This is a genomic window from Stenotrophomonas sp. ASS1 (assembly GCF_004346925.1).
GTDB classification, from domain to species: Bacteria; Pseudomonadota; Gammaproteobacteria; order Xanthomonadales; family Xanthomonadaceae; genus Stenotrophomonas; species Stenotrophomonas maltophilia_A.
The window spans coordinates 1,718,948-1,740,849 of sequence record NZ_CP031167.1 but is presented as its reverse complement, the minus strand read 5'-3'; the positions used below and the strand labels follow the sequence as shown (position 1 = coordinate 1,740,849).

The window sequence follows — 21,902 nt, the reverse complement described above, 5'->3', positions numbered from 1 at the left end:
ACGGGCACCTCTCTAACCGCCCTGGAGCACAACATGACCAGCACCACCCCGGCCACCGGCCGCATCCAGCTGTTCGACGTCGACAGCTCGCAGATCCATAGCATCGGCCACGACGCCGACACCAACACCCTCGCTATCCGCTTCACCAAGGGCTATGGCGACAAGCGCGGCCCAGGCTCGCTGTACCACTACGCCAACTTCGGCGCCGAGGAGTTCCAGGCGTTTAAGGATGCCGACTCCCTCGGAAAGCACTTCGGCGCGTACATCAAGCCGTTCCCGGAGAAGTACCCGTACCACAAGGTCGCCGAGCAGCAGCAGGCCGCCTGATCGACTACGGAGAGGAATGCGCAGGCTGATGCGCTCACGTCCGGGAAAGAACCCCCGATGTAGTTCGGGGCTGGTAGCGAAAGCGAATCCGCTGGTGACGGCGGAACCGGCAGACCCGTTTGATGCTGGCGAAGCGACGCGCGGTGACCGTTAAACGTAGGCGGGTTTGAGTCCCGTCAAGCCGGAGATCAGCACCGGCCCTCTCCACCCTCATTCCCACATCGCCGGCCACGCCGGCCGGAGATCCAAATACATGAACGCGCCTGCACAAGCAATTGCGACCCGCCAGGATTTCAGCGGCACCAGCACCACCATGGCCGTAGTCGAAACCGCATCGACCGCAGTAGCAGCGCAAGCCAAGGCCATGGTCGAAGCGCGCTACGTCATGGCGCTTCAGCGCCCACGCATCTGGGACCAGGTGCGCCAAGACCTTCTGCGTGAATGCCGTCGCCCCAGCTTCGCCAACAACAAGTCGGCCTACTACCGCAAGCCAATTGGCGACGGCGTCGAAGGTCTCGGCATTCGCTTCGTTGAGGTTGCGATCCGTTGCATGACCAATGTGCTGGTAGAGACCACCATGGTCTACGAGGACGATGCAAAGGAAATCCACCGCGTCTCTGTCACTGACCTGGAATCGAATGTCACCTACCCGCTCGATGTCCGTGTAACGCGAACCGTAGAGAGGTCACGCCCGTCCGATGACGGCAGCTACATCAGCGTCCGAAAGAACAGCTATGGCCGAAACGTCTACACCGTTACGGCGACCGATGATGATCTGCTGAACAAGCGCTCGGCGCAGATCTCCAAGGCGATCCGAACCCTCGGGCTGCGAATTATTCCGGGCGACCTGCAAGACGAAGCCGAGGCCATCATCAAGACTATTCGCCTGGATGCAGCAGCTGCCGATCCGAGCGCAGAGCGCAAGCGAATTGCTGATGCTTTCGGCGAGATTGGAGTGAAGGCCGCAGATCTGGCGGACTTCCTCGGTCATTCACTCGACACATGCTCCCCGGCTGAGCTGGTCAATCTGCGGGGCATCTACGGTGCGATTCGCGACGGCGAAGCGTCGTGGAAGAGCGTGATGGAGAACAAGGCCGATCAAGCCGCGTCAGGTCAGGCCGCTGGCGACAAGAAGCCTCCATACACCGACGAGGCGTTCAGCGCAGCAATGCCTCAGTGGAAGGCGGCTGTCGCTGCCGGCAAAAAAACTCCGGACGCCATCATCGCAATGGCTCAGACGAAGGGCGCACTCAGCGAAGCCCAGCAGAAGCAGATCCGCGAACTGCGCAAGCAGCCGCAAAGCGACAACAAGACCGGCCCTGACGTGGCTGAGGAGGTTTCTGAATGATCACCGTCGACCTGATCCAGGGCACGCCGGAATGGCATGCCCACCGCGCCACCCACTTCAACGCCAGCGACGCGCCGGCCATGATGGGCTGCAGCCCGTACAAGACCCGCAGCCAGCTGCTGCGCGAGTTCGCCACCGGCGCGACCATCGAGCACGACGCAGCAACCCTGCAGCGCTTCGCCGACGGCCACCGTTTCGAAGACCTGGCCCGGCCGCTGGCCGAGCAGATCATCGGCGAGGAGCTGTATCCCTGCGTCGGCGTCGACGGCAAGTACTCGGCCAGCTTCGACGGCCTGACCCTGCTGGAGGACAAGGCCTTCGAGCACAAGTCGCTCAACGACGACCTGCGCCTGGCCATGCCGGTGGACGGTGGCGACGCCTGCCTGCCGCTGCACTACCAGGTGCAGATGGAACACCAGGCCATGGTCAGCGGCGCCGAGCGCGTGCTGTTCATGGCGTCGAAGTGGAGCGGTGACGACCTAGTCGAGGAGCGGCACTGCTGGTACACGCCGAACCCGGAGCTGCGTGCGCGCATCGTCGCAGGCTGGGCGCAGCTGGAGGCAGACGTTGCGGCTTTCGAGCCGGGCCCGGCCAGCGAGCCTGTGCCGGTCGGCCGCGCTCCAGAGACCCTTCCGGCGCTGAGCATCCAGGTCACCGGCATGGTCACCGCCTCCAACCTGGCCGAATTCAAGGAAAACGCGCTGGCGGTGCTGGGCTCGATCAACCGGGAACTGCAGTCCGATGAGGACTTCGCCGACGCCGAGAAGACGGTCACCTGGTGCAAGGGCGTCGAGGAACGCATCGAGGCGACGAAGCAGCAGGTTCTGGGCCAGACAGCCGACATCGATGCGGTGTTCCGCACGATGGACGACGTGGCCGCCGAGACGCGCAAGATCCGGCTGGAACTGGACAAGCTGGTGGCGAAGCGGAAGGATGAACGCCGTACCGAGATCGGCAACAACGCTCGGCGCGCGGTGATCGACCACATCCAGGGAATCAACGAAACGCTGGGCGCGCATGCTGTGCCGATGCCGGCCACACTGGTCGCAGATCTGCAGGCTGCCATCAAGGGCAAGCGTTCCTTCACCAGCATGCAGGATGCGGTCGACGCGGTTGCTACCAATGCCAAGATTACCGCCAGCCAGGCGGCCGACCGTATCCGCGCCAACATCGCCATCCTGGCTGAGCATCCGGACTACGCGACCCTGTTCGCCGACCGTGTGCAGCTGTGCGCCAGCAAGGCGCCGGACGATCTGCGCAACCTGGTTGCTGCCCGGATCTCCGAACATCGGCAGGCGGAGCAGGAGCGTCTGGACGCCGAGCGCGAGAAGATCCGCAAGGAGGAGGAGGCTCGCGCGCAAAAGGCGGCAACAGAGCAGGCCGCCCAGGCAGCTCAGGCTGCACAGCCGGCAGCGGCCGAGCAGCAGCCCGTGCCTGCGGCAGCCGTCCCGGCAGCGGCTCCGGTGCGCACCGTGGCGACGGCAGTGGCCAGCGCTCCGACACCCGCCGCAGCGCCGCGCGAGGTGGTCAAGATCAAGCTCGGCGACATCAACGCTCGCATCGCCCCGCTGTCGATCAGCGCCGATGGGCTGGCCATGTTGGGGTTCAAGCCGATCAACGCCACCGGCTCGGCGAAGCTGTACGACCAGGCGCAGTTCCCGGCCATGTGCCGGGCCATGATCGAGGGCCTGCAGGACGCGGCCAACAGCTACCCGCTGGCCGCATGATGGAACTCTGGCGCACCAGCGAACTGCGGGTTCTGCGCCAGATGGAGGGCCGCGACGCGATGACCGTCGCGGCTGCCCTCGGGCGCTCGCCCCGCGCGGTCCAGGACATGGCCCGCTGCCAAGGGATGCCGGTACCGCGCCAGCCTCACGCCCGGTACTGGCCGGTCACTACCAAACGCCGCGCCCGTCAGCTCCGGGCCAGCGGCAACACCGTCAACCAGATCAGTGCCGCGCTGGGTGTCCCGTTCGGGACCGTGCGCCGCTGGGTCTACGAAGGAGCAGCAGCATGACCAGCATCCACGTGAAGCCCGTCTTCAGCGGCGCAACCGATCGCGAAAAGGAGCAGGACCGGCAGAAGCTGGCCAGCGACATCGCGCGCTTCGAAGCCGCCGGCGGCAAGGTCCAGGTCCTGGGCACCACCGGCATCGACAAGAGCACGATCAGCCGCCGCCAGGTGGTTGAGGGTGGCCACGGGCGCCGCGCTGGGAAGAAGGCAGGCTGACCATGCGCATTCAACCCATCGCCGCAACGGTCTACCTCGCTCCAACCAAGGGCCGCCGCTACCTGTCGAGGCGCTCAGCAGTGCGGGCCGAAGCGCGTGCACTGTTGGACCGTAAATACCCCGCAGAAACGGGCGACGAGTCGGATGGCTTCCACAGCTGGCATTGGTCCAGCGATGAGCACCTGCAGCGCGTCTATGAGCGGCTGGCGCGGTTCATCGGTGCTGCCGGTCGCCGAGAGGTGCAGTCATGAGCCGTCACATCGCCCGTCGCGCGCCCAAGGAGACCTTGGGCTTCGCCTGGGGCCGGTTCCCGACCACGGACGGCAGCGCCGTTACCTGGCGCCTGTACCGCCGCGACCACCGCCGTGCGATGCACATGCACGTGCTGACGTTCTTCGCCCATGAGGACCGCGCGGTGATCGCCGGGCACTTGCGCCGCGCGCGCCGCTACCTTCGCGACAAGGTGGACGACATCGACCTGCTGGCTCTGGGGGTGGCCGCGTGATGGCAGCTCAGGTCTCAGATCTCAGCCTGATCGCTCTTCGTGATCGGCCTGATGGCCAGATCAACATCGCTATCCGCATCGGAAAGATGCTCTGCGGCGAGCTTGCCAACGTGCTCGGCCACATAGAAGTAGGGGCCTGCCTCGCCGTCTCGACCGGCTACCGCCAGGTTGGTGTACAGCTTGTGCAGGTTCCTAGTGGTTTCTATTGCGAGAGCAACTTTGGCCGCCAGCCGAACGTCCACGCCCGGCCACTTCGTGAGATCCACATCCCGAACCATAAGGACCTCGAGAGCGTTCGCATCCTGGGTAAGCGCTGCGCGGAAGCTCTCATCGGTCAAGAGCAATGCCTCAGCGGCGAAAGCATCTCCGGTCCCCGTTCCGAAGGGGTACTTCCTGCGAAGACGTTCAACCGTATCAAGCGCCGCGAACAGGTCCGTCCTGTACGCCAAGGCAAACAACGCGTTCGTCTTTTTTCGGACGAGAAGCCGCTGAATCTCTGGCGCGAACACCGCCGTGAACACCGCAGCAACAGTGCCAATCGCGGCCCATGCGTCCCAGTTCACCACACACGTTTCGCTGAGCCGCCAGCACTGACTCAGCCCGTCAAGCATCGACATACCAACCCCCCGTCCCTGTTGGAGCGCATTCTGCCATGACCTACATCCATCCGAACGACCGGGTCTACGCGCTGGAGCGCGCTGTGGCCGCCGCCGTTGCCCAGGGCGAGGACCGCAAAGTGCAGGACGACCTGCGCGAGATCCTCGCCGAAGCCCGCCGCGAGGCCCGGGGGGTGAGCGGCCTGGTGCTGGTGCCGGCGCCGAAGGATCCGGGCGTTCCGTCTCGCATGCGGCAGCCGACGAAGGACGCCTATCGGCAGTGGCTGACCCAAGCGAACGAGCAGATCGAGCAACTGCAGGCCGAGGTGGCCGAGTTGCGCGCCGGCGGCAGCGGCAGCACCAGCACCACCCGGCCGGGCCTGGTCGATGACCTGGTCACCGCCGCAAATGCCCTCGGGCACCACGAAACGCTGCGCAGCAGCAGCGACGAAACCATCGACTACTGGCGCACGCGCATTGAGCAGCTGCGCGCCGAACTGACTGGAGAACACCATGGCTGACGGCTCCCGATCCTTCAACTTCCCCGCCCCGCAGCGCTCCCGCCTGCGCCAAGGCGAAATCGTGGTCGACCTGTTCGCCGGCGGCGGCGGCGCCAGCGAAGGCCTCAAGCAGGCCCTCGGTATCGACCCCGCCCTGGCGTACAACCACGACGAGCTCGCCATCGGCATGCACGCCGCGAACCACCCGCTCACCCAGCACCACCGCGAGGACATCTGGCACGCCGACCCGCGCGTGGACGTGGCCGGCCGCCCCATCGGCTGGTTCCATGCCTCCCCGGACTGCACCCATTTCAGCCAGGCCAAGGGCGGCCAGCCTCGCAGCCGCAAGACCCGGGCCCTGTCGTGGGTCGTGCTGAAGTGGGTCGGTCAGCTTCGCCGCGCAGATGCGCTCAACGGCACCAACACCGCGCCGCGCATCATCTCCATGGAGAACGTCTGGCAGATCCTCACCTGGGGACCGCTGGTTGCGAAGCGCTGCAAGGAAACCGGCCGGGTCTTCAAGGCGGTGTTCGAAGACCGCGAGGTCAAGCGCAAGACCGGAGAGGTCGAAACTGAGCGCGTGCACGTGCGCACCGAGGTCGCGGCGTCGGGCGAGCGCGTGCCGGTCTGGAACCAGTTGCTGGTGCCCGACAAGCGTCACGCCGGCCGCACCTGGCGTCACTTCGTCGCCGCGCTGCGTGCGCTGGGCTACGTGGTCGAGTGGAGAAAACTGGTCGCGAGCGACTACGGCGCCGGCACCAGCCGCGAACGCCTGTTCCTGCTGGCTCGCCGCGACCGGGAAGCCATCACCTGGCCGCAGGCCACCCATGGCGATGCGCCTGGACAGATGGCCCGCGTGACCGCCGCAGACTGCCTGGACTTCTCTATTCCCTGCCCCTCCATCTTCACCCGCGCCCGTCCACTGGCTGACGCCACCATGCGCCGCGTCGCCAAGGGCGTCATGCGCCACGTCATCGAATCGGCGGATCCGTTCATCGTGCCGGTGACGCACCAGGGCGCGGACCGGATCAACAGCATCCATGAGCCCATGAAGACCATTACCGCGGCCAACCGTGGTGAGCTGATGCTGGCAGTGCCTGAGCTGGCGCCCTTCATCGCCGAGCATGCCAACGCCAGTAACCAGCGCACGATGGCCGCCGACGAGCCGCTGCGCACCGTCTGCGCAGGGGTGAAGGGTGGCCACTTCTCTGTGGTGACGCCCATCCTTGCCGGCGTCGGCGGCCGGGCCGGCCAGTCCGAGCCGCGCTCAGGCGGTGAACCTCTCTATACGATGACCACGAAGGCAGACACCGCACTGGTGGCGCCAACGTTGGTGCAGACCGACTATGGCGAGCGTGAGGGCCAGGCTCCGCGTGCGCTCGACCTGCAGCAGCCGCTGGGCACGGTGGTTGCCGGCGGCGTGAAGCATGCGGTGGCAGCCCCGCACCTGGTCAAGTTCCGAGGCGACAGCATCGGCACTCCTGCCACCGAGCCTGTGCCCACGATCACCTCTGGTGCTGGTGCCGCGCGCCCGGCCGGCGCCGCGCACGCTCTCGGCGTAGCCGCTGCCTCGCTGGTGACCTTACGGCGGAACATGGTCGGTGCCGACGCACGTACGCCGCTCACCACTGTGGCTGCCCAGGCCGAGCACCACGCGCTGGCCACTGCCTTCCTGGAGCAGGCCAACGGTGGCTTCTACCAGGGCGCCGGCAACGATGCCCGTGATCCCGTCAGCACCATCACCGCCAGCGGCAGCCAGCAGAGGCTGGTCAGCGCAGAGCTGTCCGAGCTGACGCCGGAACAGGAGGCCGGTGCGCTGCGCGTCGCCGCCTTCCTGGTGAAGTACTATGGCAGCGGCATCGCGGTCGATCTGCACGATCCCGTGGACACCATCACGACCAAGGACCGCTTGGCGTTGGTCACCGTCCACATCCAGGGCGTGCCGTACGTGATCGTGGACATCGGCCTGCGCATGCTCAAGCCCCACGAATTGTTCCGGGCACAGGGCTTCCCGACCGGTTACATCATCGATCGCACTGCAGACGACAAGCCTCTGAAGACCACCGCGCAGGTGCGCATGGTGGGCAACAGCGTCAGTCCGCCTCCGCTGCGCGCACTTGCTGAGGCAAATCTGGATGCGGCTGCTGCGCCGCTGGCGGAGGCCGCATGAAAGCCCGTCGCCAGCACGCCAACAACGGCATGGCCGCAGGCGGCCGTCCAATCCGTATCCCCCGGTCGATCGACAGCGTGCGCTCGCACCTGAAGCGCCACCTCCTGGAGGAAGGCAAACGCATGCAGGACCTGGCCGACGTCTGGGGCTGCTCGAAGCACAACGTCTACGACCTGTTCTACCGCGACCGACCCATTTCCCCGAAGCACATCGAACTGGCCGCAAAGATGCTCGGCCTTGACGAATTCGACACCAACGAACTGCGCCTGCTCGGGGCCCGCGAGGCCGGCTGGCAGATCGACCCCACCTTCGTTCTGGAGAAGAAAGCATGAGCACCGACGACACGACTCAACCTCCGCAGGCCCAGGTGCGGCTGCTGGTGAACCAGCACGGCCTGATCAGCGGTGTCCGCTTCACCAAACAGACCCCAGACGTGGTGTTTGGTGATCCCGAAGTGGTTCGCATCAAGCCCAGCGGCGAGGTTGTGATCGCGGAGGGCGCGAATCTGGACGATGCAGCGCGCGCCTTCTGGAATGCCATCACCGAATGGCGCGGTGACGGTTCTCGCCCCACCCTGGCGGAAGTGCGGCCCGGTGGGAGGGTGAGACTGGGGGATGCTCCCTGGCCGGAGATCGACGCCATCCTGGCTGATGCGTATTCCGCAGGCGCAGAAGGTCTGCCGTTCGAAGGCATCGCGCGCCGCGCAGCCGTGCGGGCAGCCGTAGCCGCCCTCTCCGCCAAGCCCTCCCCGGGTGGTCAGGGGGATGCGCTGCCGCCGCTCCGTGAGGATCAGCCGCTACGTGGGGATGAACCCATCGGCGAGCAGCACGATGCGCGCATGTACAACCGAGGCTGGAATGCTTGCCGCGAGGCTGCTGCCGCACTCGCCGCCCGCCAGCCGGCCCAGCAACAGGATAGCGTTGCTCTGGGCGAAGCAACGGAATTCTGCAGCGAGAAGGGGGACCGACAGCTGGTGGGGCAGGAGGCGGTGGTTACTTCGCATTGGAGGAACGGCAGGCTGAATCACATCCTCTACTGCTCTCCGATGCCTGACGGAGTTCATCGCCTCTACGCCGCCCCGCCCGCGCAGGCCGCGGACCTGAGCCAGTTCCGGGATGCGTTGGTATGGGCGGAAGACGCCGCCGACTGTTCGTCGCACCCGGACCACAAGGCCTACCGGTTCGCGTTCACCGAGCTACTTGGCATGATCGACAGCCAGGCGGTGGGCAATGGCTGACCCCAAGTACATCGCAAGTGGCGAGCTGTACGAAGCGAACGCAGCGCTCTGCGAGTTTTCAGGGCGCTGGAACATGGATGGCGACTACATTCGTTGTCGCAAGTGCGGCCGGGCTCAGCTCACCAACTACGCACACTTCAAGTTCCAGCACGCGCAGGGCTGCGCCGTAGCGTCGACCTCCGACCCGCATCCATGGGTGACGTTCGTGCGTCTGGTGACGCCGATCATACAAGCCGTCGAGAAGGCGGAGAAGGCTGAGCCCCATGGCTGACCAGCTGCTCACCGCTGCACGTCTCAAAGCCCACTCTACGGCATTAATCTCTGAGCCACCCGCAGGCTTGAACCACTGCGCCCTCTCAATTATTGCCGTTGCCAAACGGCCAATCGTCCAGTTTCTTATTGAGGCCCAGTCGGTTGACGGCAGCCACACCCTCTGCTTCCACAACACGCAGGTCCTCAATGACCCAAGGAATAGTTGCGCACAGGGCTCTGAACCCCGCTCGCAACTCATCCTGTGTCTCAGTTCCATCCCTATGTTTCTCGCCGCTCTGCAAGAGTTCAAACATCCCTACCGCGCGAAGGAAGCATGCGGCCGTCCGTCTGTCCAAGTAGTGCAAGCGATCTCGGACACTTTCCTTCGACGGGAAAGAAAGCTTGTTCAACCTGCCGAAAATACGGTTCTGGAAGTTCTTGTCTGCAACGAAGACGGCTTCGCTGTTCTCTTGGCTCAGGATGCCCAGGAGATGACCCAGCAGGCCGGCATTCATCGATACCTCGGACGTGATCTGCACGAGCACAAGAAGTCGCTCGGTTTCTTCCCGCTGCGATTGTTTATTTGCCTGATGTCCAGAAATTCGAACTGCTACGTCGCTAGCGCGATTTGCGGCCTTTCCGAGTCTGTACGTGACGATGCCCAGAACAGCAGTAGTAACAACCGCAGCAATGCCGGCTGCAGCGGCCCATGCTTCCCATTGTGGGACGCAAGTCTCCCCCAACCACCAGCACTGACTGACCGCGTCCAGCATGCTCATTCCCTGACCCCTCTGTGGACTGCCCGGCATTCTGCCATGGCGGCAACGGGCAAGGTGGGCGCAGATGGCTGACTTGCTGCAGGGCACCGACGCGCCCGACTTCCGCGAGGTGGGCCACGTGCTGGCCAGCCTGTCGGGGGTCGACCTCGGCAAGGCCAGCAAGGGAACCGTGCGCGCGTGGGAAGCCCGGGGCCTGGCCCTGATCGAACTCTCCCGTGGGGACCGGGCCGAAGCCGAGCGGATCATGGCCCCCGTATCGAAACGCCGCCGCCGCGGCACCAATCTGGCCGCCGCCGGCGCGCCGAAGGAGGAAGCATGAACGAGAGCACCGCAGTCACCCCCAGCCGCCTCCTGCGTCGCGCCGAGGTTCTGGCCCGCGTCGGCATGGCCAAGTCGACCCTGTATTTGCGCATTTCCGCTGGGAAGTTCCCGAAACCGGTCCACCTGGGCAGCTCCGTTCGCTGGGTCGAATCGGAGATCGATTCCTGGATTCAGGACCAGATGGAGCAGCGTGACCAGACGGGCGAAACCGGGGGTATGGGTGGGGGTATCGCCGACGCAGCGTAGGGCCAAACCATCTCAGGACAAGGGCCTTTGCCGGAACTACGGTAGAGCCCACCTCCACCAACGAACGGTTCGTCAAGGACCGGAGAAGCCCGGAAATTCCACCAGCGTGGGTTTCCGGGCTTTTTTATTGGCTGCTCTACGCCGCTGCGAAGTTCGACGCCCCGGCGCAATCGCGGTCCGATGCCGTCAAGCAATGTCGACAACCGCCATCTTCTCTCGCTTTCGACATCACTAAACCACTTCAGAAATTTCCCACCCTCTCCTTGGGGGGGATGTGTCCGCGAAGACGTTCGTCCTTGGTCGCCATCAAAAGGAGACCACGGGACACCTGCACCCTTCACATCCAAGCCGAGCCCGAGGGGCACGGCCTGTTCGACACATCTTCCACAAAGGAACTGTATCCATGCGTACGTCGCTTCGGGTTTCCCTTGCCAGTGCCATCACCCTGGTCCTGGCCAGCGCCCCCGCCTTCGCCCAACCCACCGAACGGGTATGGACGCGAGGCATGGCCAGCAACGAGCAGTACAGCAGTTTCATCGTCAAGTACCGGGACGGCAGCAGCAAGCGCGTCTCCGCCACCACCGCGCAGGATGCGCTGAAGAAGCGCCTCGGCGTCCAGCAGCGCAGCAAGCGTTCGATCGGCAACGCACCGCCAGCAGCCGCGTCCGTAACCCATCAACGCCGCATGGGCGGCGGGGCCGACGTGGTCACCACGGACAAGCCACTGGACCTCCCGGAAGCGCAGATCCTGATGCAGCGCATCGCCGACGATCCGGACGTCGAGTATGTGCAGCCGAACTACATGATGAGCGCATTCGCCACACCGAACGACCCACGCTACGGCGAACAGTGGCACTACAGCAATCCGACCAGTGGCGCGCGCCTGCCCGGCGCGTGGGATCGCTCCACTGGCCAGGGCGTGGTGGTGGCTGTGGTCGATTCGGGCTACCTCAACAACAACGACCTGCAGGCCAACCTGCTGCCGGGCTACGACATGATCTCGTCGACCCGTCCGTTCAGTGATTGGCAATGCATCATCGGCGGAATGAATCCCGGCTGTGGCGGCTCCGACGATGGCGATGGACGCGACGCGGATGCCTTCGATGCCTCGGGCATCGCACACGGCACCCACGTCGCTGGAACGGTCGCTGCGGTGACCAACAACCAGATCGGCGTGGCCGGCGTGGCCTACAACGCGAAGGTCGTGCCGGTACGCGTACTCGGCAACCAGGGCAATGGCGGTTCCGCCGACATCATCGATGGCATGCTCTGGAGTGCCGGCATCAACGTGCCCAACGTCCCGGCCAATGCGAACCCGGCCGAAGTCATCAATCTCAGCCTGGGCGGCCGCCGCGCCTGCTCGCCGGCCGAGCAGGATGCAATCGACGACATCACCGCGCAGGGCACGATCGTGGTGGTCGCCGCCGGCAACAGCAATCTGGATGTGTCCGAGTTTGCTCCGGCGAACTGCAAGGGCGTGATCGCGGTGGCTGCCAACGATCAGGGCGGGCGACGCGCGTTCTACTCCAACTATGGCGCAGGCATCCATATCACCGCACCCGGTGGTGAAACCTGGTCCTGCCGCGCGTCCGTCGGCGAGTTCCTGCCGCTGGCCACGCCGCCTAGCCAGGCCAACTGCGCCCCGACCCGTCAGCATCCGGCGCAGGGCATCCTGTCCACGGTGGGTAACAACGCCTTCGACTTCATGTCCGGCACTTCGATGGCGGCGCCTCACGTCGCTGGCATCGTCGCGCTGATGCAAGCGGTTGCGCCGGTGCCAAAGACCACCGACCAGGTCAAGGACATCCTGCGTCGCACTGCGCACCCGATCGCCGCAGCGAACTGCCCGGGTGGCTGCGGGCCAGGCATCATTGACGCGGCCGAAGCCGTGAAGGCAGCCAGCAACTGATGGCATGGCGCAGCGGCCCGGCAAGGTCGCTGCGCCCTCCTCCGTTGCTCAGTTCACGTCCGCCGGAAAGCGGCATCGCTCCACCAGCAGCATGCCCAGCATCGGCGCCAGCGCGAAGGTGGCAAACAGCCACCGGGCCGCACGCGCGGTTCCCTCGGCCCCGCCCGGCTCGATCAATCCCGCTGCATTGGCGACCATCCCGGCAAGCGCAGCCCCGGCCGCGGTGGCGAACAGCTGGATGGTGGTGATCGACGCACCGGCGCGCTCCTGTTCCTCCGGCGGTGCAGAGGTCAGAACACGTGTCAGCAGGTGAGGCCAGGCCAGGCCCACGCCGATCCCGATGACGGCCAGCGCCACGCAGATCGGCACCATCTGCAACCACGCACCGCTGCCCGCAGCCGGCACCCACAGCACCAGCCCGATCATGCCCAGCCATCCCAGCGCCGGGCCGATCATCAACGCCCGGTCAACGCCGCGCCCGCTGAAGCCGGAGCCGACCAACGACCCGAGCGTCCAACCGGCCGCCATCAACGCCGCGAGATAGCCCGCAGCAAGTGGTGATTGCTGATGCAGCACCTGCAGGAACAGTGGCACGAAGACCTCGCCGCTGGTGATCATCACCACCAGCAGCGACATCAGCCCATACAACGCGGCCAGCGGCGAGCGGAGCCGGAGAGCGCCGGAAGGAAGCAGCGTCTGCTTCGCGCGGGACTCGATCCTCACCAGCACCACTGCGAGGAACACGGCCATCACGATGCCGATGAAATTGTTGACTGCGCTCGAGGATGTACTGCCAAGGGAGACGCTGATGACGGCCAGGGTCAGCAGCAGGATCTGCAGCCACGGGACCGAGGACCTGGCCGCAGCTGAAGACGATGCCTCCCTCTGCGGAAGGACATTCGACGCCAGCAGTGCAAACAACACGGCAACCGCAGTGACCGACCAGAAAGCGGCCCGCCATACGCCCCATTCGGCGAAGACGCCGCCCACAGCAGGCCCGATCAACGTCGCCACGCCCCACATCCCCGAAACCAGGGCCATCGCGCGGGGCCAGAGCGGCTCTTCGAACGCGAGCCGGATCATGGCGTAGGCCAGTGCGAACAGGAAGCCGCCGCCGACACCCTGCACCAGTCGCCCCACCAGCATCATCGGCATCGAGGTCGCGAGCGCGCAGATCACGGCACCGGCTGCGAAGATGAGCGTCGCCAGTGCATAGCTTCCACGAGGCCCGGCACGTTCAAGCAGCTTGATCGACAATGCCGACCCCAGGATGGACGCGACCACGAAGAGCGTGGTGTTCCATGCGTAGAGATCCAGGCCACCGATGTCCTCCACCACGGTTGGCAACATGGTGGTGGCGATGTAGACGTTCACCGCATGCAGTGCGACCCCGCCCGCCAGGGCAAGTGAGCGCACTGCATTGCGGCCGGACAGGAGATCGCCCCAGCGGGTGCCGGGGACGGCGATGCCTTGCTGTTCCATTTTCGTTCAAACCTATGATTCATGACCTGCAGCCCAGGGTTCACATGCAGGAAAAAGGGAACTGCCTTATAAAACCTCATGTATTGATGAGGTCAAGGAACCCCGGCCATGAAGATCGATGTCAGCGTTCCGCTTTCCGTGGGCGAAGTCGCGCGTCGCAGCGGGGTCAGCATTGCCACCGTGCACTTCTATGAAGCCAAGGGACTGATCCATGGCTGGCGCAACAACGGCAACCAGCGCCGCTACCGCCGCGACGTGCTGCGGCGCATTGCCGTGATCAAGGTCGCACAGCGGGCGGGCGTTCCTTTGGCCACGATCAAGATCGCGCTGGATGATCTTCCAGCCGAACGGGCGCCCAGTTCGAAGGACTGGGCAAGGCTGTCCAGCAACTGGCGCGACATGCTGAACGAGCGCATCCGCAGCCTGGTCCAGCTGCGCGACCAGCTTGACGAATGCATCGGCTGTGGTTGCCTGTCACTGAAGGACTGTCCGTTGCGAAACCCTGGCGACCAGTTGTCACAACGCGGCGACGGCGCCGTCTTGCTTGAATCGGACGACGGCAGCCGGAATGGGTCATGATCCATTGCTGCACGCGGCACTGACTGGAACATCGCAAAATGAAGCGGCATCCTCCCCGCGTTGCTGCCCACTACCTACAGAAGGACCTGCGATGAGAACCGTGATCATCACCTCTGCCCTGCTCCTGGCTGCTTGTGCCGCGACCCCGGCTGCGCACGCGGCTGCACCCGCCATCGCGCCGCCCGGCACCGCAACACTCGAAGCCCTGCTGGCCTGCAAGGCAGGCTCGACCTTCAGCGAAGCCGAGGCTATCGATGCCCTGCAGGCAGCCGGCCTGGCCAGGAAGCCTGGTGGCACGTTCGAGCCGGAAACCACGCCGGTCGCCCTGTTCGGCGGTACCGTCACCCATGCCGACGTGAATGTCGCCGAGGGCGAGAAGAGCATCTTCGTCTACTTGAACGGTGTCGACCCCAAGCGCCTGGCCAAGACCTGGTCGGTGACCACGGTCAACGAATACGCCAACACCGAAGCACCGTCCTACGTGAAGCGCATCGACAAGCACCACACCCTGCACGTGATTGCCGGTAATGATTACGAAGGCTATTCCGCTGCCGTGAAGTGCCAGATCACACCGTGACGGCCTGACCCGCGCTAGAGCCAGCGCCGTACGCGCTGGCGGAAGGCTGCGTATGCCTCCGGAAAGCGGGCCGACAGTGCCCGCTCTTCCGGCATGATCTGCCATCGGTTGATGTACAGCACGAACAGCGGCACGGCCAGCAGTGCGGTCAGGTTCTGCAGGTACAGCATGGCACCTGCCAGGACAGTGGCCTGGCCCAGGTACATCGGGTTGCGCGTGTAGCGGTACACGCCGTGCGTGACCAGCACGCTCGACGTCGCTGGCCGCAGGGGGTTGACCGTGGTGCCCACGCGCCGGAAGGCCAGCTTCGGCAGCAGGTTCAATACCACGCCGAAGGCCATCACCAGACCCGCAAGCAACTCCGGCACGGGTAGCTGCAGCGCCGCGCCCGGCTGCCATCGGCTGCCCATGTAGCCGATGGCGGCGCACAACAGCATCACGAGAGGCGGAGGAACACGGGTCTCAAGCCATCGCATCGCAGCCCCGCATTCATCCTGTTCACCCCAGTGTCACACGGGAATGCCTGAATCGCCTGGTTGGCGGCATTTCCGCGCTCCAAACCGACCGCCCGGTATCTTCCGCTTTGACATGCCGACCGCTAGAGTGGCGCCACCGCGCAGGAGGATCGTATGGCAACCACGGGCTTGGGCTTCATCGGCCGCACGACCCTCATCATCACCGTGCTGCTCACCCTGGGCGGCTGCGCGACGTTGCGCCAGTTCGGGCCGTCGGTGCAGGTGGCCTCGGTCACCCCCGGCCAGTACATCGCCCTGAAACGCGGCGACATCCTGACCACCGGCAAGCTCAGTTCGGCCACCATGGAGACGCTGCGCGTCGCCGGCCTCGACGAAGGCGTCTGCGCCAAGCCAGGCCTGCCCTGCATCGAGGCGATGGAAGGCAGCATCGTGGTGCGCGAGGAGGACAAGCGCTCAAGCCTGGCCGAACTGTGGCTGCAGTATGCGATGACCTTGCCCGCGCCCAAGCGCGAGTACTCCACGTCAGGCCGTGCCAAGAGCGCGATCACCGAACTGGATGCGGACTTCCAGCCGCGCCTGGACGCGTGGATGCAGGTCGCGCGGCAGGCCTACGCCTACCTGTTCTTCACCGAGCGCACGGCCAACCAGCGCGGTTTCGAAGACCGCCAGACCCAGGTGCGCGACTACTACAACCTGGCCGTGCAGGAAGCCTCGGTACAGTTGTACAACGCCTATGCCACCGGGCGCGTGCATGGTGAAGCCAGCCACTTCCAGCTGGGCCGCTGGACGTTCGTGCTGGCGCCGTCGGGCCAAGCATCACCGCTGGATACGCGTACGCCCACCGAACTGGTACCGGCAGCCTCGCTGTCGTTCACCGGCACGCTGCGCAGCGTGCATCGCCGCGATGGCTTCGGTGCCGAACTGGTGGCGGTGATGAACGATCCGGCTGGCAGCACGGCCACCCCGCCTTCGGCAGCGACGCCCGCCGCGCAGGCAAGCACCTCGGCCGCGCAGAGCTGGAGCGAGATGCCCTCCCCTTCGATGACGGTGCTGCTGCGCTTCTCCGGAAAGAACCTGTGGGAAGTGCTGCACGACGACGAGCCGGAACTGGAGATCCACGATCCCTACCAGGTCACCGAAGTCACCCTGCATGGGCAGCAGGTGCCATTGGCCGCGAACTTCACCGCAGGCTACGCACTGTGGCTGGCGCGCTCCAATTTCAGCCACCAATCGCTGCGTTCGCTGTTCGGTGGCAAGGGCGGCATCGACACGCCGCATCTGTACATGATGCAGCCCTACGACCCGAACCGCCGCGTGCTGCTGATGATCCATGGCCTGGCCAGCAGCCCGGAAGCCTGGGTCAACGTCGCCAACGAGCTGATGCGCGACGACGAGATCCGCCAGGACTTCCAGATCTGGCAGTTCTACTACCCGACCAACATGCCCATCGCGATGAGCCACGATGCGATGCGCCATACGCTGGATGAGGTGTTCAAGCACTTCGACCCCAGCGGCAAGGCGCAGGCCTCGCATGACATGGTGCTGGTCGGGCACAGCATGGGTGGGGTGATCTCACGGCTGATGGTATCTTCTTCCGGCGACCACCTGGTAGAGACCCTGCTGGCGACCGCACAGATGACGCCTGCGCAGCAGGAGCTGCTGCGCACCAAGGGCGCACCGGTACTGACCTTCCTGCCGGAACCGGAAGTCTCGCGCGTGGTATTCATTGCCACGCCGCACCGCGGTACCGATGTGGCGAGCACCCGCCTCGGCCGCTGGATCGGCCGCCTGGTACGGCTGCCACTGACCGTCCTGGAGGACGTGGCCACCATCGCCAACGACGGCAAGATCGATCGCAACGACGGCAAGCACGGCTACCAGATGAACAGCATCCAGAACCTGGACAAGGACGATCCCTTCGTGCGCGCCGTGGCCGACCTGCCGATGGCACCGAAGGTGCGTTACCACTCGATCATCGCGCGCGCCAAGGCAGATGGTCCGCTGGAAAAGACCGACGACGGGCTGGTGCCCTACTGGAGCTCGCACCTTCCGCACGCGGATTCGGAGAAGGTGATCGTGTCCGGGCACAGCGTGCAGGAAGCCACGCCGGCCATCGTCGAACTGCGGCGGATCCTGCATGAAGACATGCAACAGCACGGCGCCGTGGTGAAATAGCAGGGGGCGAATGAGGGGAAAACCCTCATCGCCTGTACGCATCCGCCCTTCTATGCTGGCTCCACTACCCCACTGGAGGTCCGCATGAACACGCAAGAGCCCAGCCGCCACCCCAGCCCCGATCCGGCCGAGCGCGACGCCTTCTTCCCGTCGCCGTACTCGCTGTCACAGTTCACATCGGCGAAGAGCGACCTGTCCGGCGCCGACTATCCCGACGCGCGCCGCGATGGCCGCTGGAAGGTGCTGATGATCGCTGCGGACGAACGCTATCTGCCCACCGCCAACGGCCACCTGTTCTCCACCGGCAACCATCCGGTGGAAACCCTGCTGCCGATGTACCATCTGGACAAGGCCGGCTTCGACATCGATGTGGCCACGCTGTCCGGCAACGCCGCCAAGTTCGAGTGGTGGGCGTTCCCGCATGAGGACAAGGAAATCGGCGGACTGTACGACCGCTACGAAGCCCGCTTCCGCCAGCCACTGCCGTTGGATGAGGTGGTGGCAGGCCTCGATGCCGCGTCGGACTATGCAGCCGTGTTCATTCCCGGTGGCCACGGCGCCCTCATCGGACTGCCGCAGAGTCGCGCGGTAAAGGCGGCCCTGCACTGGGCGATGGCCGAGCAACGTCACATCATCACCCTCTGCCACGGCCCGGCCGCATTGCTGGCCGCAGGCGTTGACGAGGCCGACGGTGGTTCGCTGTTCCGCGGCTACCGCATCTGTGCCTTCCCCGATGCGATGGACCGGCAGACGCCGGAGATCGGCTACATGCCCGGGCAGCTGCCGTGGTTCTTCGGTGAGCGCCTGGCGCAGCAGGGCGTGCAGATCGTCAACGACGGCATCGATGGCAGCGTGCTGCAGGACCGCCTGTTGCTGACCGGCGACAGCCCGCTGGCCGGCAATGCGCTGGGCAAGCTGGCCGCGCGCACGCTGCTCGACGCATTGGCCGGGCGCTGACTGGCGTGAGCGATCTGGTGCAGGCGTTGCTGGAACTGGAACGCGCCCGCTCACTGAGTGCGGTGGGCGCGGTACTGCGCGGCATCTCTGCACCGCTGGGCTACGACCGCGTGCTGGTGTTCGCCACCGGCACGGGGTTGGAACGCGGTACCCAGCGCGTGTACTGGATCGAGGGCGACTGGTTCGGCGACGGCAGCACTACCGACCTCGCGCGCTACCTGCACGCCTGTCCGGTCAATCGCCACGTTCTGGACAGTGACGCGCCGTTCTTCTGGAGCAAGCGCCAGGGCGTTCGCGGCGAACGCTATCAGGTGGTAAAGCAGCCACGTGGTGAAGGCCTGCACGGTCTGCAGGTGCCGGTGTTCGGCACCACAGGGCTGGAAGGCGCGATCAGTTTTGCGGGGACAGCGATCGATGCATCGGCCAGCGCGCGACTGCTGCTGGATGCTGCTGCAGCTGCAGCATTCCGTGCCGCACGCCGGCTTTCCGAGGCGCCCACCGAGCTTTCCGGAAGTGCGTTGAGCACGCGCGAACGCGAGGTGCTGCGCTGGGTCGCCGCCGGCCGTCGCCAGGCGGAAATCGCGGCCACGCTGGGACTTTCCGCCCGTACGGTGGAGAATCATCTGCGACGCGCGCGCCAGCGCCTGGGCGTGGCAACCACCGCGCAGGCGGTGCGTGCTGCCAGTCGGCGCGGCGAGATCGAGGACTGATCCGGGCAAGACACTTCCGGCGCTCTGATTCGCGTGTTACACACACCATGCGCATGTGCGCGATTGCAGAAAGCAAGGACGATGCTTATGAAACTGCAACTGGCCGCGATGGCCGCGTTGGTGATGGCAACGGCAACCCTGGCTCCGGTGGCGGACGCCAATGCCGGGGGACCGAAAGAAAATGTTTCGTGCGTGCCGGTGAAAGTGGACCACAACCGGGTCCACCAGCACTGCACTGAAACCTACACCGATGAATTCGGCAACGTGTACGAAGCCGAGTACTGGATCGACGAGTACGGCAACCCTTACCTGCGCGACTGAGCCGGCAGGGGACTGCGCCGGGACTGCGCCGGGCCGGCGCGCATGCAGCAGCTGCCACTCGGGCGCATGCTCTACCCGGGGGTAGTTGCACGACACCGCGCAGATGCGCGATTGCAGACACAAGGATGATGCCCATGAAACTGCACCTGGCCTCGATGGCCGCACTGATGTTTGCCGTGGGAGCTCTCTCCACGCCGTCCCAGGCCACCGCCGGCGGTGGTGGCGGTGGTCCGGAGAACACGAACTGCGTCCGGGTCAAGATGGGGCCCTATTACCATCAACGTTGCGAAGTGACGTACTTCGACGAGGACGGCACTCCCTACATCCAGGTGTACTGGATTGACCAGAATGGCCAGTGGTACCTGCCCGCCGACTGAGCACCCATGACCTCCTGATCGCGCCCGCGCGATCCGCCGGGCGGGACCTTCACCGCCCGCCCGGCATCTTCCATCCGCCCATCCCGGCATATCGCCGACCCCACCGTCCATGGCATGCTTCATGAAACCGTTTTCATGGAATGGAGGGATTCCACGATGTTGTCGCGTTTCCGTCGCCCTGCGCTGTGTGCGCTGCTGGCGCTTGCTCTGCCTGCCGTCGCCTGGGCTGCTGCGCCGGCGCCACTGAAAGTGATGTCGTTCAATGTCCGTACCCCGGCCGATACCGAACCGGGCAAGCGCTGGCCGGACCGTCGCGATGCCATGGTCAAGGTCATCCTCGATGCACACCCGGCCGTGATCGGCACGCAGGAGCTGGTGAAGGAACAGGCCGACTTCCTGTCCGGGCATCTGCCCGGCTACCGCTGGTTCGGTGAAGGCCGCCGCGGTGGCAGCGGCGATGAACACATGGGCGTGTTCTACGACAGCAAGGTGCTGGCCATCGAGGAATCCGGCAACTTCTGGTTATCCGATACGCCCGAAGTACCCGGCAGCATCAGCTGGGGCAACCTGTACCCGCGCATGGTCACCTGGGCCCTGTTCCGGCGCCTGGACGATGGCCGCCGTTTCTACTTCATGAATACCCACCTGCCCTATCGCGACGAGGACGAACCGCGCAGGGTGAAGGGTGCCGAGCTGATCGGCAAGCGCCTGCAAGCCCTGCCTGCCGACCTGCCGGTGGTCCTGACCGGTGACTTCAACAGCGAGCCCGGCGGTGACACCTACAAGGCGTTCACCCGCCTGCTGCAGGACACACGCACGCAGGTGAAGGCACCGCAGGGACCACGCCTGACCTTCCACGACTTCACCGGCAAGGCCACCGTGCAGCTGGACTGGGTGCTGGTGCGCGGCTTCCATGCCCGCAGTTTCCTCACCGATGACCGCCGCATCGACGGCGTGCTGCCGTCGGATCACTTCCCGCTGGTGGTCGAGCTGGACTGGCCGAAGCACTGAATCTCCGCGGCCGCCGTGGCTACCGCGGCGGCTGCCGCGACAACAGCCGGTACAACGCCAGGTGCTGGTTGCGCGCCTGGCAGATGCGGGCGCCGACAGCAAGGAACACGGCAACGCCGATCAGGCCCAGCCCCAGCATCGGATCAGGCAGTCGCAGGAAACCGATCGCAGCGGCCATCGTCGCCAGCACCAGCAGCACAACGACCGCCACCGAAAGGCCCGCGCCGGGTGGCCCCGGGTCGCCAAACAGCATGCGCTGGGTATCCCGCCTGTCATCACTCATCGTCTTTACTCCCTGGAATCTGCCCCACTAGTTACACGGCGGACACGGCTTCCGGCAGAGTCAGAAACGTCACGACTGTGGCAACGTCCACAGCACACGCCGCGCTACCCTGCCCCCGTTCCCGAACTGTGGAGAAAGGCATGGCACACCAGAGCCGCCTGGCCGGTTTCATCATCGATTGCGAGGGCATTCCCGCCGACGAAGGTGCCCGCTTCTGGTCCGCCGCGCTCGGCCTGCAGGCGCAGCCCGCCTATGCCGAAGACGGCGCCGAGTACGCCGACCTGCAGGGCGCGCCCGCAGGCCTGAACGTGGAGGTGCAACGCGTCAATCATCCTTCACGGGTGCACCTGGACATCGAGAGCGACGACATCGACGCCGAGGCCGACCGCCTGGAGAAGCTCGGCGCGCGGCGGATAGGCTTCGTCAAACGCTGGTGGGTGATGGAAGCACCGACCGGCCATCGCTTCTGCATCGTGCGCATGCGCGAGCGCGAGACACCAGCCAATCACTGGCCCTGAAAGAAGAAAGGGACGGA

Annotated in this window: 29 protein-coding genes; 24 read left to right on the top strand and 5 right to left on the bottom strand. The window is 65.4% G+C overall.

Features of this window, described 5'->3' with window-relative positions:
* The first annotated feature begins 33 nt into the window (after window positions 1-33).
* From MG068_RS08210 to MG068_RS08180, 7 genes are all read left to right on the top strand, one after another.
* On the top strand, window positions 34-327 hold the full coding sequence (locus tag MG068_RS08210; protein WP_132809852.1) for a KTSC domain-containing protein: 294 nt from the start codon (window positions 34-36) through the stop codon (window positions 325-327).
* A 253-nt stretch (window positions 328-580) separates the two neighbouring features.
* On the top strand, window positions 581-1,675 hold the full coding sequence (locus MG068_RS08205) for a hypothetical protein (RefSeq protein ID WP_206138687.1): 1,095 nt from the start codon (window positions 581-583) through the stop codon (window positions 1,673-1,675).
* Window positions 1,672-3,402, top strand: coding sequence for a lambda-exonuclease family protein (locus tag MG068_RS08200; RefSeq protein WP_132809851.1), 1,731 nt, complete (start codon window positions 1,672-1,674; stop codon window positions 3,400-3,402). The genes MG068_RS08205 and MG068_RS08200 overlap by 4 nt, the downstream gene beginning before the upstream one ends.
* Entirely contained in the window at window positions 3,399-3,692 is a 294-nt protein-coding gene (locus tag MG068_RS08195; protein ID WP_132809850.1) for a hypothetical protein, read from the top strand. The genes MG068_RS08200 and MG068_RS08195 overlap by 4 nt, the downstream gene beginning before the upstream one ends.
* Window positions 3,689-3,904, top strand: coding sequence for a hypothetical protein (locus MG068_RS08190; RefSeq protein WP_132809849.1), 216 nt, complete (start codon window positions 3,689-3,691; stop codon window positions 3,902-3,904). The genes MG068_RS08195 and MG068_RS08190 overlap by 4 nt, the downstream gene beginning before the upstream one ends.
* A gap of 2 nt (window positions 3,905-3,906) precedes the next feature.
* Window positions 3,907-4,155: a hypothetical protein gene (locus MG068_RS08185; RefSeq protein WP_132809848.1), complete on the top strand. Its 249-nt coding sequence runs from the start codon at window positions 3,907-3,909 to the stop codon at window positions 4,153-4,155.
* Window positions 4,152-4,409 (top strand): hypothetical protein, encoded by a 258-nt coding sequence (locus tag MG068_RS08180; protein ID WP_132809847.1) that lies wholly within the window; start codon window positions 4,152-4,154, stop codon window positions 4,407-4,409. Before MG068_RS08185 ends, MG068_RS08180 begins: the two co-directional genes overlap by 4 nt.
* Window positions 4,410-4,423: 14 nt before the next feature.
* Here the strand turns inward: MG068_RS08180 and MG068_RS08175 are convergent, their stop codons facing one another.
* Complete coding sequence (locus MG068_RS08175; RefSeq protein ID WP_132809846.1) at window positions 4,424-5,026, bottom strand: hypothetical protein; 603 nt, start codon at window positions 5,024-5,026, stop codon at window positions 4,424-4,426.
* 35 nt (window positions 5,027-5,061) lie between these two features.
* Here MG068_RS08175 and MG068_RS08170 point away from each other — a divergent pair, with 35 nt between their 5' ends.
* The 5 genes from MG068_RS08170 to MG068_RS08150 are packed head-to-tail and all read left to right on the top strand — an operon-like array spanning window position 5,062 to window position 9,183.
* Complete coding sequence (locus MG068_RS08170; RefSeq protein ID WP_132809845.1) at window positions 5,062-5,526, top strand: hypothetical protein; 465 nt, start codon at window positions 5,062-5,064, stop codon at window positions 5,524-5,526.
* Window positions 5,519-7,675, top strand: coding sequence for a DNA cytosine methyltransferase (locus tag MG068_RS08165; protein ID WP_132809844.1), 2,157 nt, complete (start codon window positions 5,519-5,521; stop codon window positions 7,673-7,675). Before MG068_RS08170 ends, MG068_RS08165 begins: the two co-directional genes overlap by 8 nt.
* Entirely contained in the window at window positions 7,672-8,007 is a 336-nt protein-coding gene (locus MG068_RS08160; RefSeq protein ID WP_132809843.1) for a hypothetical protein, read from the top strand. The genes MG068_RS08165 and MG068_RS08160 overlap by 4 nt, the downstream gene beginning before the upstream one ends.
* On the top strand, window positions 8,004-8,912 hold the full coding sequence (locus tag MG068_RS08155) for a hypothetical protein (RefSeq protein ID WP_132809842.1): 909 nt from the start codon (window positions 8,004-8,006) through the stop codon (window positions 8,910-8,912). The genes MG068_RS08160 and MG068_RS08155 overlap by 4 nt, the downstream gene beginning before the upstream one ends.
* Window positions 8,905-9,183 (top strand): hypothetical protein, encoded by a 279-nt coding sequence (locus MG068_RS08150; RefSeq protein ID WP_132809841.1) that lies wholly within the window; start codon window positions 8,905-8,907, stop codon window positions 9,181-9,183. The genes MG068_RS08155 and MG068_RS08150 overlap by 8 nt, the downstream gene beginning before the upstream one ends.
* A gap of 85 nt (window positions 9,184-9,268) precedes the next feature.
* Here the strand turns inward: MG068_RS08150 and MG068_RS08145 are convergent, their stop codons facing one another.
* On the bottom strand, window positions 9,269-9,943 hold the full coding sequence (locus tag MG068_RS08145; protein ID WP_132809840.1) for a hypothetical protein: 675 nt from the start codon (window positions 9,941-9,943) through the stop codon (window positions 9,269-9,271).
* A 64-nt stretch (window positions 9,944-10,007) separates the two neighbouring features.
* Here MG068_RS08145 and MG068_RS08140 point away from each other — a divergent pair, with 64 nt between their 5' ends.
* The 3 genes from MG068_RS08140 (at window position 10,008) to MG068_RS08130 (ending at window position 12,419) form a co-directional block, all read left to right on the top strand.
* Window positions 10,008-10,262 (top strand): hypothetical protein, encoded by a 255-nt coding sequence (locus MG068_RS08140; protein WP_132809839.1) that lies wholly within the window; start codon window positions 10,008-10,010, stop codon window positions 10,260-10,262.
* Window positions 10,259-10,510: a helix-turn-helix transcriptional regulator gene (locus tag MG068_RS08135; RefSeq protein WP_132809838.1), complete on the top strand. Its 252-nt coding sequence runs from the start codon at window positions 10,259-10,261 to the stop codon at window positions 10,508-10,510. Before MG068_RS08140 ends, MG068_RS08135 begins: the two co-directional genes overlap by 4 nt.
* Window positions 10,511-10,913: 403 nt before the next feature.
* Window positions 10,914-12,419, top strand: a complete 1,506-nt coding sequence (locus MG068_RS08130; RefSeq protein WP_223224726.1) for a S8 family serine peptidase — start codon at window positions 10,914-10,916, stop codon at window positions 12,417-12,419.
* A 48-nt stretch (window positions 12,420-12,467) separates the two neighbouring features.
* On the opposite strand, the gene MG068_RS08125 is transcribed toward MG068_RS08130, so the two are convergent.
* Entirely contained in the window at window positions 12,468-13,901 is a 1,434-nt protein-coding gene (locus tag MG068_RS08125; protein ID WP_132809837.1) for an MFS transporter, read from the bottom strand.
* A 108-nt stretch (window positions 13,902-14,009) separates the two neighbouring features.
* Here MG068_RS08125 and soxR point away from each other — a divergent pair, with 108 nt between their 5' ends.
* Both soxR and MG068_RS08115 read left to right on the top strand, forming a co-directional pair.
* Window positions 14,010-14,480 carry a redox-sensitive transcriptional activator SoxR gene (soxR, locus tag MG068_RS08120; RefSeq protein WP_132809836.1) on the top strand — a complete coding sequence of 157 codons (471 nt, stop codon included), beginning with the start codon at window positions 14,010-14,012 and terminating at the stop codon, window positions 14,478-14,480.
* 91 nt (window positions 14,481-14,571) lie between these two features.
* Window positions 14,572-15,057: a hypothetical protein gene (locus MG068_RS08115; RefSeq protein WP_132809835.1), complete on the top strand. Its 486-nt coding sequence runs from the start codon at window positions 14,572-14,574 to the stop codon at window positions 15,055-15,057.
* Between the two features lie 14 nt (window positions 15,058-15,071).
* Here the strand turns inward: MG068_RS08115 and MG068_RS08110 are convergent, their stop codons facing one another.
* A complete protein-coding gene (locus MG068_RS08110) occupies window positions 15,072-15,533 on the bottom strand; it encodes a methyltransferase family protein (RefSeq protein WP_132809834.1) in 462 nt (153 codons plus the stop codon).
* Between the two features lie 153 nt (window positions 15,534-15,686).
* On the opposite strand from MG068_RS08110, the gene MG068_RS08105 reads away from it, so the two are divergent.
* The 6 genes from MG068_RS08105 (at window position 15,687) to MG068_RS08080 (ending at window position 21,084) form a co-directional block, all read left to right on the top strand.
* The gene (locus tag MG068_RS08105; RefSeq protein ID WP_132809833.1) at window positions 15,687-17,708 is read left to right on the top strand and encodes an esterase/lipase family protein; all 2,022 of its coding nucleotides are present in this window, start codon (window positions 15,687-15,689) and stop codon (window positions 17,706-17,708) included.
* Between the two features lie 84 nt (window positions 17,709-17,792).
* Window positions 17,793-18,665 carry a glyoxalase III HchA gene (hchA, locus tag MG068_RS08100; protein WP_107432382.1) on the top strand — a complete coding sequence of 291 codons (873 nt, stop codon included), beginning with the start codon at window positions 17,793-17,795 and terminating at the stop codon, window positions 18,663-18,665.
* A gap of 5 nt (window positions 18,666-18,670) precedes the next feature.
* Window positions 18,671-19,375: a PA1136 family autoinducer-binding transcriptional regulator gene (locus MG068_RS08095; protein WP_132809832.1), complete on the top strand. Its 705-nt coding sequence runs from the start codon at window positions 18,671-18,673 to the stop codon at window positions 19,373-19,375.
* Between the two features lie 87 nt (window positions 19,376-19,462).
* Window positions 19,463-19,696 carry a hypothetical protein gene (locus tag MG068_RS08090; RefSeq protein ID WP_032128272.1) on the top strand — a complete coding sequence of 78 codons (234 nt, stop codon included), beginning with the start codon at window positions 19,463-19,465 and terminating at the stop codon, window positions 19,694-19,696.
* A gap of 134 nt (window positions 19,697-19,830) precedes the next feature.
* Entirely contained in the window at window positions 19,831-20,073 is a 243-nt protein-coding gene (locus MG068_RS08085; protein ID WP_049462602.1) for a hypothetical protein, read from the top strand.
* 156 nt (window positions 20,074-20,229) lie between these two features.
* The gene (locus MG068_RS08080; protein WP_132809831.1) at window positions 20,230-21,084 is read left to right on the top strand and encodes an endonuclease/exonuclease/phosphatase family protein; all 855 of its coding nucleotides are present in this window, start codon (window positions 20,230-20,232) and stop codon (window positions 21,082-21,084) included.
* A gap of 19 nt (window positions 21,085-21,103) precedes the next feature.
* Here MG068_RS08080 and MG068_RS08075 read toward each other — a convergent pair whose 3' ends face one another.
* Window positions 21,104-21,367, bottom strand: a complete 264-nt coding sequence (locus MG068_RS08075; RefSeq protein ID WP_049423576.1) for a hypothetical protein — start codon at window positions 21,365-21,367, stop codon at window positions 21,104-21,106.
* Window positions 21,368-21,507: 140 nt separating this feature from the next.
* On the opposite strand from MG068_RS08075, the gene MG068_RS08070 reads away from it, so the two are divergent.
* Window positions 21,508-21,885, top strand: coding sequence for a VOC family protein (locus MG068_RS08070; protein WP_071229462.1), 378 nt, complete (start codon window positions 21,508-21,510; stop codon window positions 21,883-21,885).
* Window positions 21,886-21,902 lie beyond the last annotated feature (17 nt).

Excerpts from the sequence above, each read along its gene's own strand:
- MG068_RS08210 (WP_132809852.1), top strand. The coding sequence starts at position 34 with ATGACCAGCACCACCCCGGCCACCGGCCGCATCCAGCTGTTCGACGTC.
- MG068_RS08205 (WP_206138687.1), top strand. The coding sequence starts at position 581 with ATGAACGCGCCTGCACAAGCAATTGCGACCCGCCAGGATTTCAGCGGC.
- MG068_RS08200 (WP_132809851.1), top strand. The coding sequence starts at position 1,672 with ATGATCACCGTCGACCTGATCCAGGGCACGCCGGAATGGCATGCCCAC.
- MG068_RS08195 (WP_132809850.1), top strand. The coding sequence starts at position 3,399 with ATGATGGAACTCTGGCGCACCAGCGAACTGCGGGTTCTGCGCCAGATG.
- MG068_RS08190 (WP_132809849.1), top strand. The coding sequence starts at position 3,689 with ATGACCAGCATCCACGTGAAGCCCGTCTTCAGCGGCGCAACCGATCGC.
- MG068_RS08185 (WP_132809848.1), top strand. The coding sequence starts at position 3,907 with ATGCGCATTCAACCCATCGCCGCAACGGTCTACCTCGCTCCAACCAAG.
- MG068_RS08180 (WP_132809847.1), top strand. The coding sequence starts at position 4,152 with ATGAGCCGTCACATCGCCCGTCGCGCGCCCAAGGAGACCTTGGGCTTC.
- MG068_RS08175 (WP_132809846.1), bottom strand. The coding sequence starts at position 5,026 with ATGTCGATGCTTGACGGGCTGAGTCAGTGCTGGCGGCTCAGCGAAACG.
- MG068_RS08170 (WP_132809845.1), top strand. The coding sequence starts at position 5,062 with ATGACCTACATCCATCCGAACGACCGGGTCTACGCGCTGGAGCGCGCT.
- MG068_RS08165 (WP_132809844.1), top strand. The coding sequence starts at position 5,519 with ATGGCTGACGGCTCCCGATCCTTCAACTTCCCCGCCCCGCAGCGCTCC.
- MG068_RS08160 (WP_132809843.1), top strand. The coding sequence starts at position 7,672 with ATGAAAGCCCGTCGCCAGCACGCCAACAACGGCATGGCCGCAGGCGGC.
- MG068_RS08155 (WP_132809842.1), top strand. The coding sequence starts at position 8,004 with ATGAGCACCGACGACACGACTCAACCTCCGCAGGCCCAGGTGCGGCTG.
- MG068_RS08150 (WP_132809841.1), top strand. The coding sequence starts at position 8,905 with ATGGCTGACCCCAAGTACATCGCAAGTGGCGAGCTGTACGAAGCGAAC.
- MG068_RS08145 (WP_132809840.1), bottom strand. The coding sequence starts at position 9,943 with ATGAGCATGCTGGACGCGGTCAGTCAGTGCTGGTGGTTGGGGGAGACT.
- MG068_RS08140 (WP_132809839.1), top strand. The coding sequence starts at position 10,008 with ATGGCTGACTTGCTGCAGGGCACCGACGCGCCCGACTTCCGCGAGGTG.
- MG068_RS08135 (WP_132809838.1), top strand. The coding sequence starts at position 10,259 with ATGAACGAGAGCACCGCAGTCACCCCCAGCCGCCTCCTGCGTCGCGCC.
- MG068_RS08130 (WP_223224726.1), top strand. The coding sequence starts at position 10,914 with ATGCGTACGTCGCTTCGGGTTTCCCTTGCCAGTGCCATCACCCTGGTC.
- MG068_RS08125 (WP_132809837.1), bottom strand. The coding sequence starts at position 13,901 with ATGGAACAGCAAGGCATCGCCGTCCCCGGCACCCGCTGGGGCGATCTC.
- soxR (WP_132809836.1), top strand. The coding sequence starts at position 14,010 with ATGAAGATCGATGTCAGCGTTCCGCTTTCCGTGGGCGAAGTCGCGCGT.
- MG068_RS08115 (WP_132809835.1), top strand. The coding sequence starts at position 14,572 with ATGAGAACCGTGATCATCACCTCTGCCCTGCTCCTGGCTGCTTGTGCC.
- MG068_RS08110 (WP_132809834.1), bottom strand. The coding sequence starts at position 15,533 with ATGCGATGGCTTGAGACCCGTGTTCCTCCGCCTCTCGTGATGCTGTTG.
- MG068_RS08105 (WP_132809833.1), top strand. The coding sequence starts at position 15,687 with ATGGCAACCACGGGCTTGGGCTTCATCGGCCGCACGACCCTCATCATC.
- hchA (WP_107432382.1), top strand. The coding sequence starts at position 17,793 with ATGAACACGCAAGAGCCCAGCCGCCACCCCAGCCCCGATCCGGCCGAG.
- MG068_RS08090 (WP_032128272.1), top strand. The coding sequence starts at position 19,463 with ATGAAACTGCAACTGGCCGCGATGGCCGCGTTGGTGATGGCAACGGCA.
- MG068_RS08085 (WP_049462602.1), top strand. The coding sequence starts at position 19,831 with ATGAAACTGCACCTGGCCTCGATGGCCGCACTGATGTTTGCCGTGGGA.
- MG068_RS08080 (WP_132809831.1), top strand. The coding sequence starts at position 20,230 with ATGTTGTCGCGTTTCCGTCGCCCTGCGCTGTGTGCGCTGCTGGCGCTT.
- MG068_RS08075 (WP_049423576.1), bottom strand. The coding sequence starts at position 21,367 with ATGAGTGATGACAGGCGGGATACCCAGCGCATGCTGTTTGGCGACCCG.
- MG068_RS08070 (WP_071229462.1), top strand. The coding sequence starts at position 21,508 with ATGGCACACCAGAGCCGCCTGGCCGGTTTCATCATCGATTGCGAGGGC.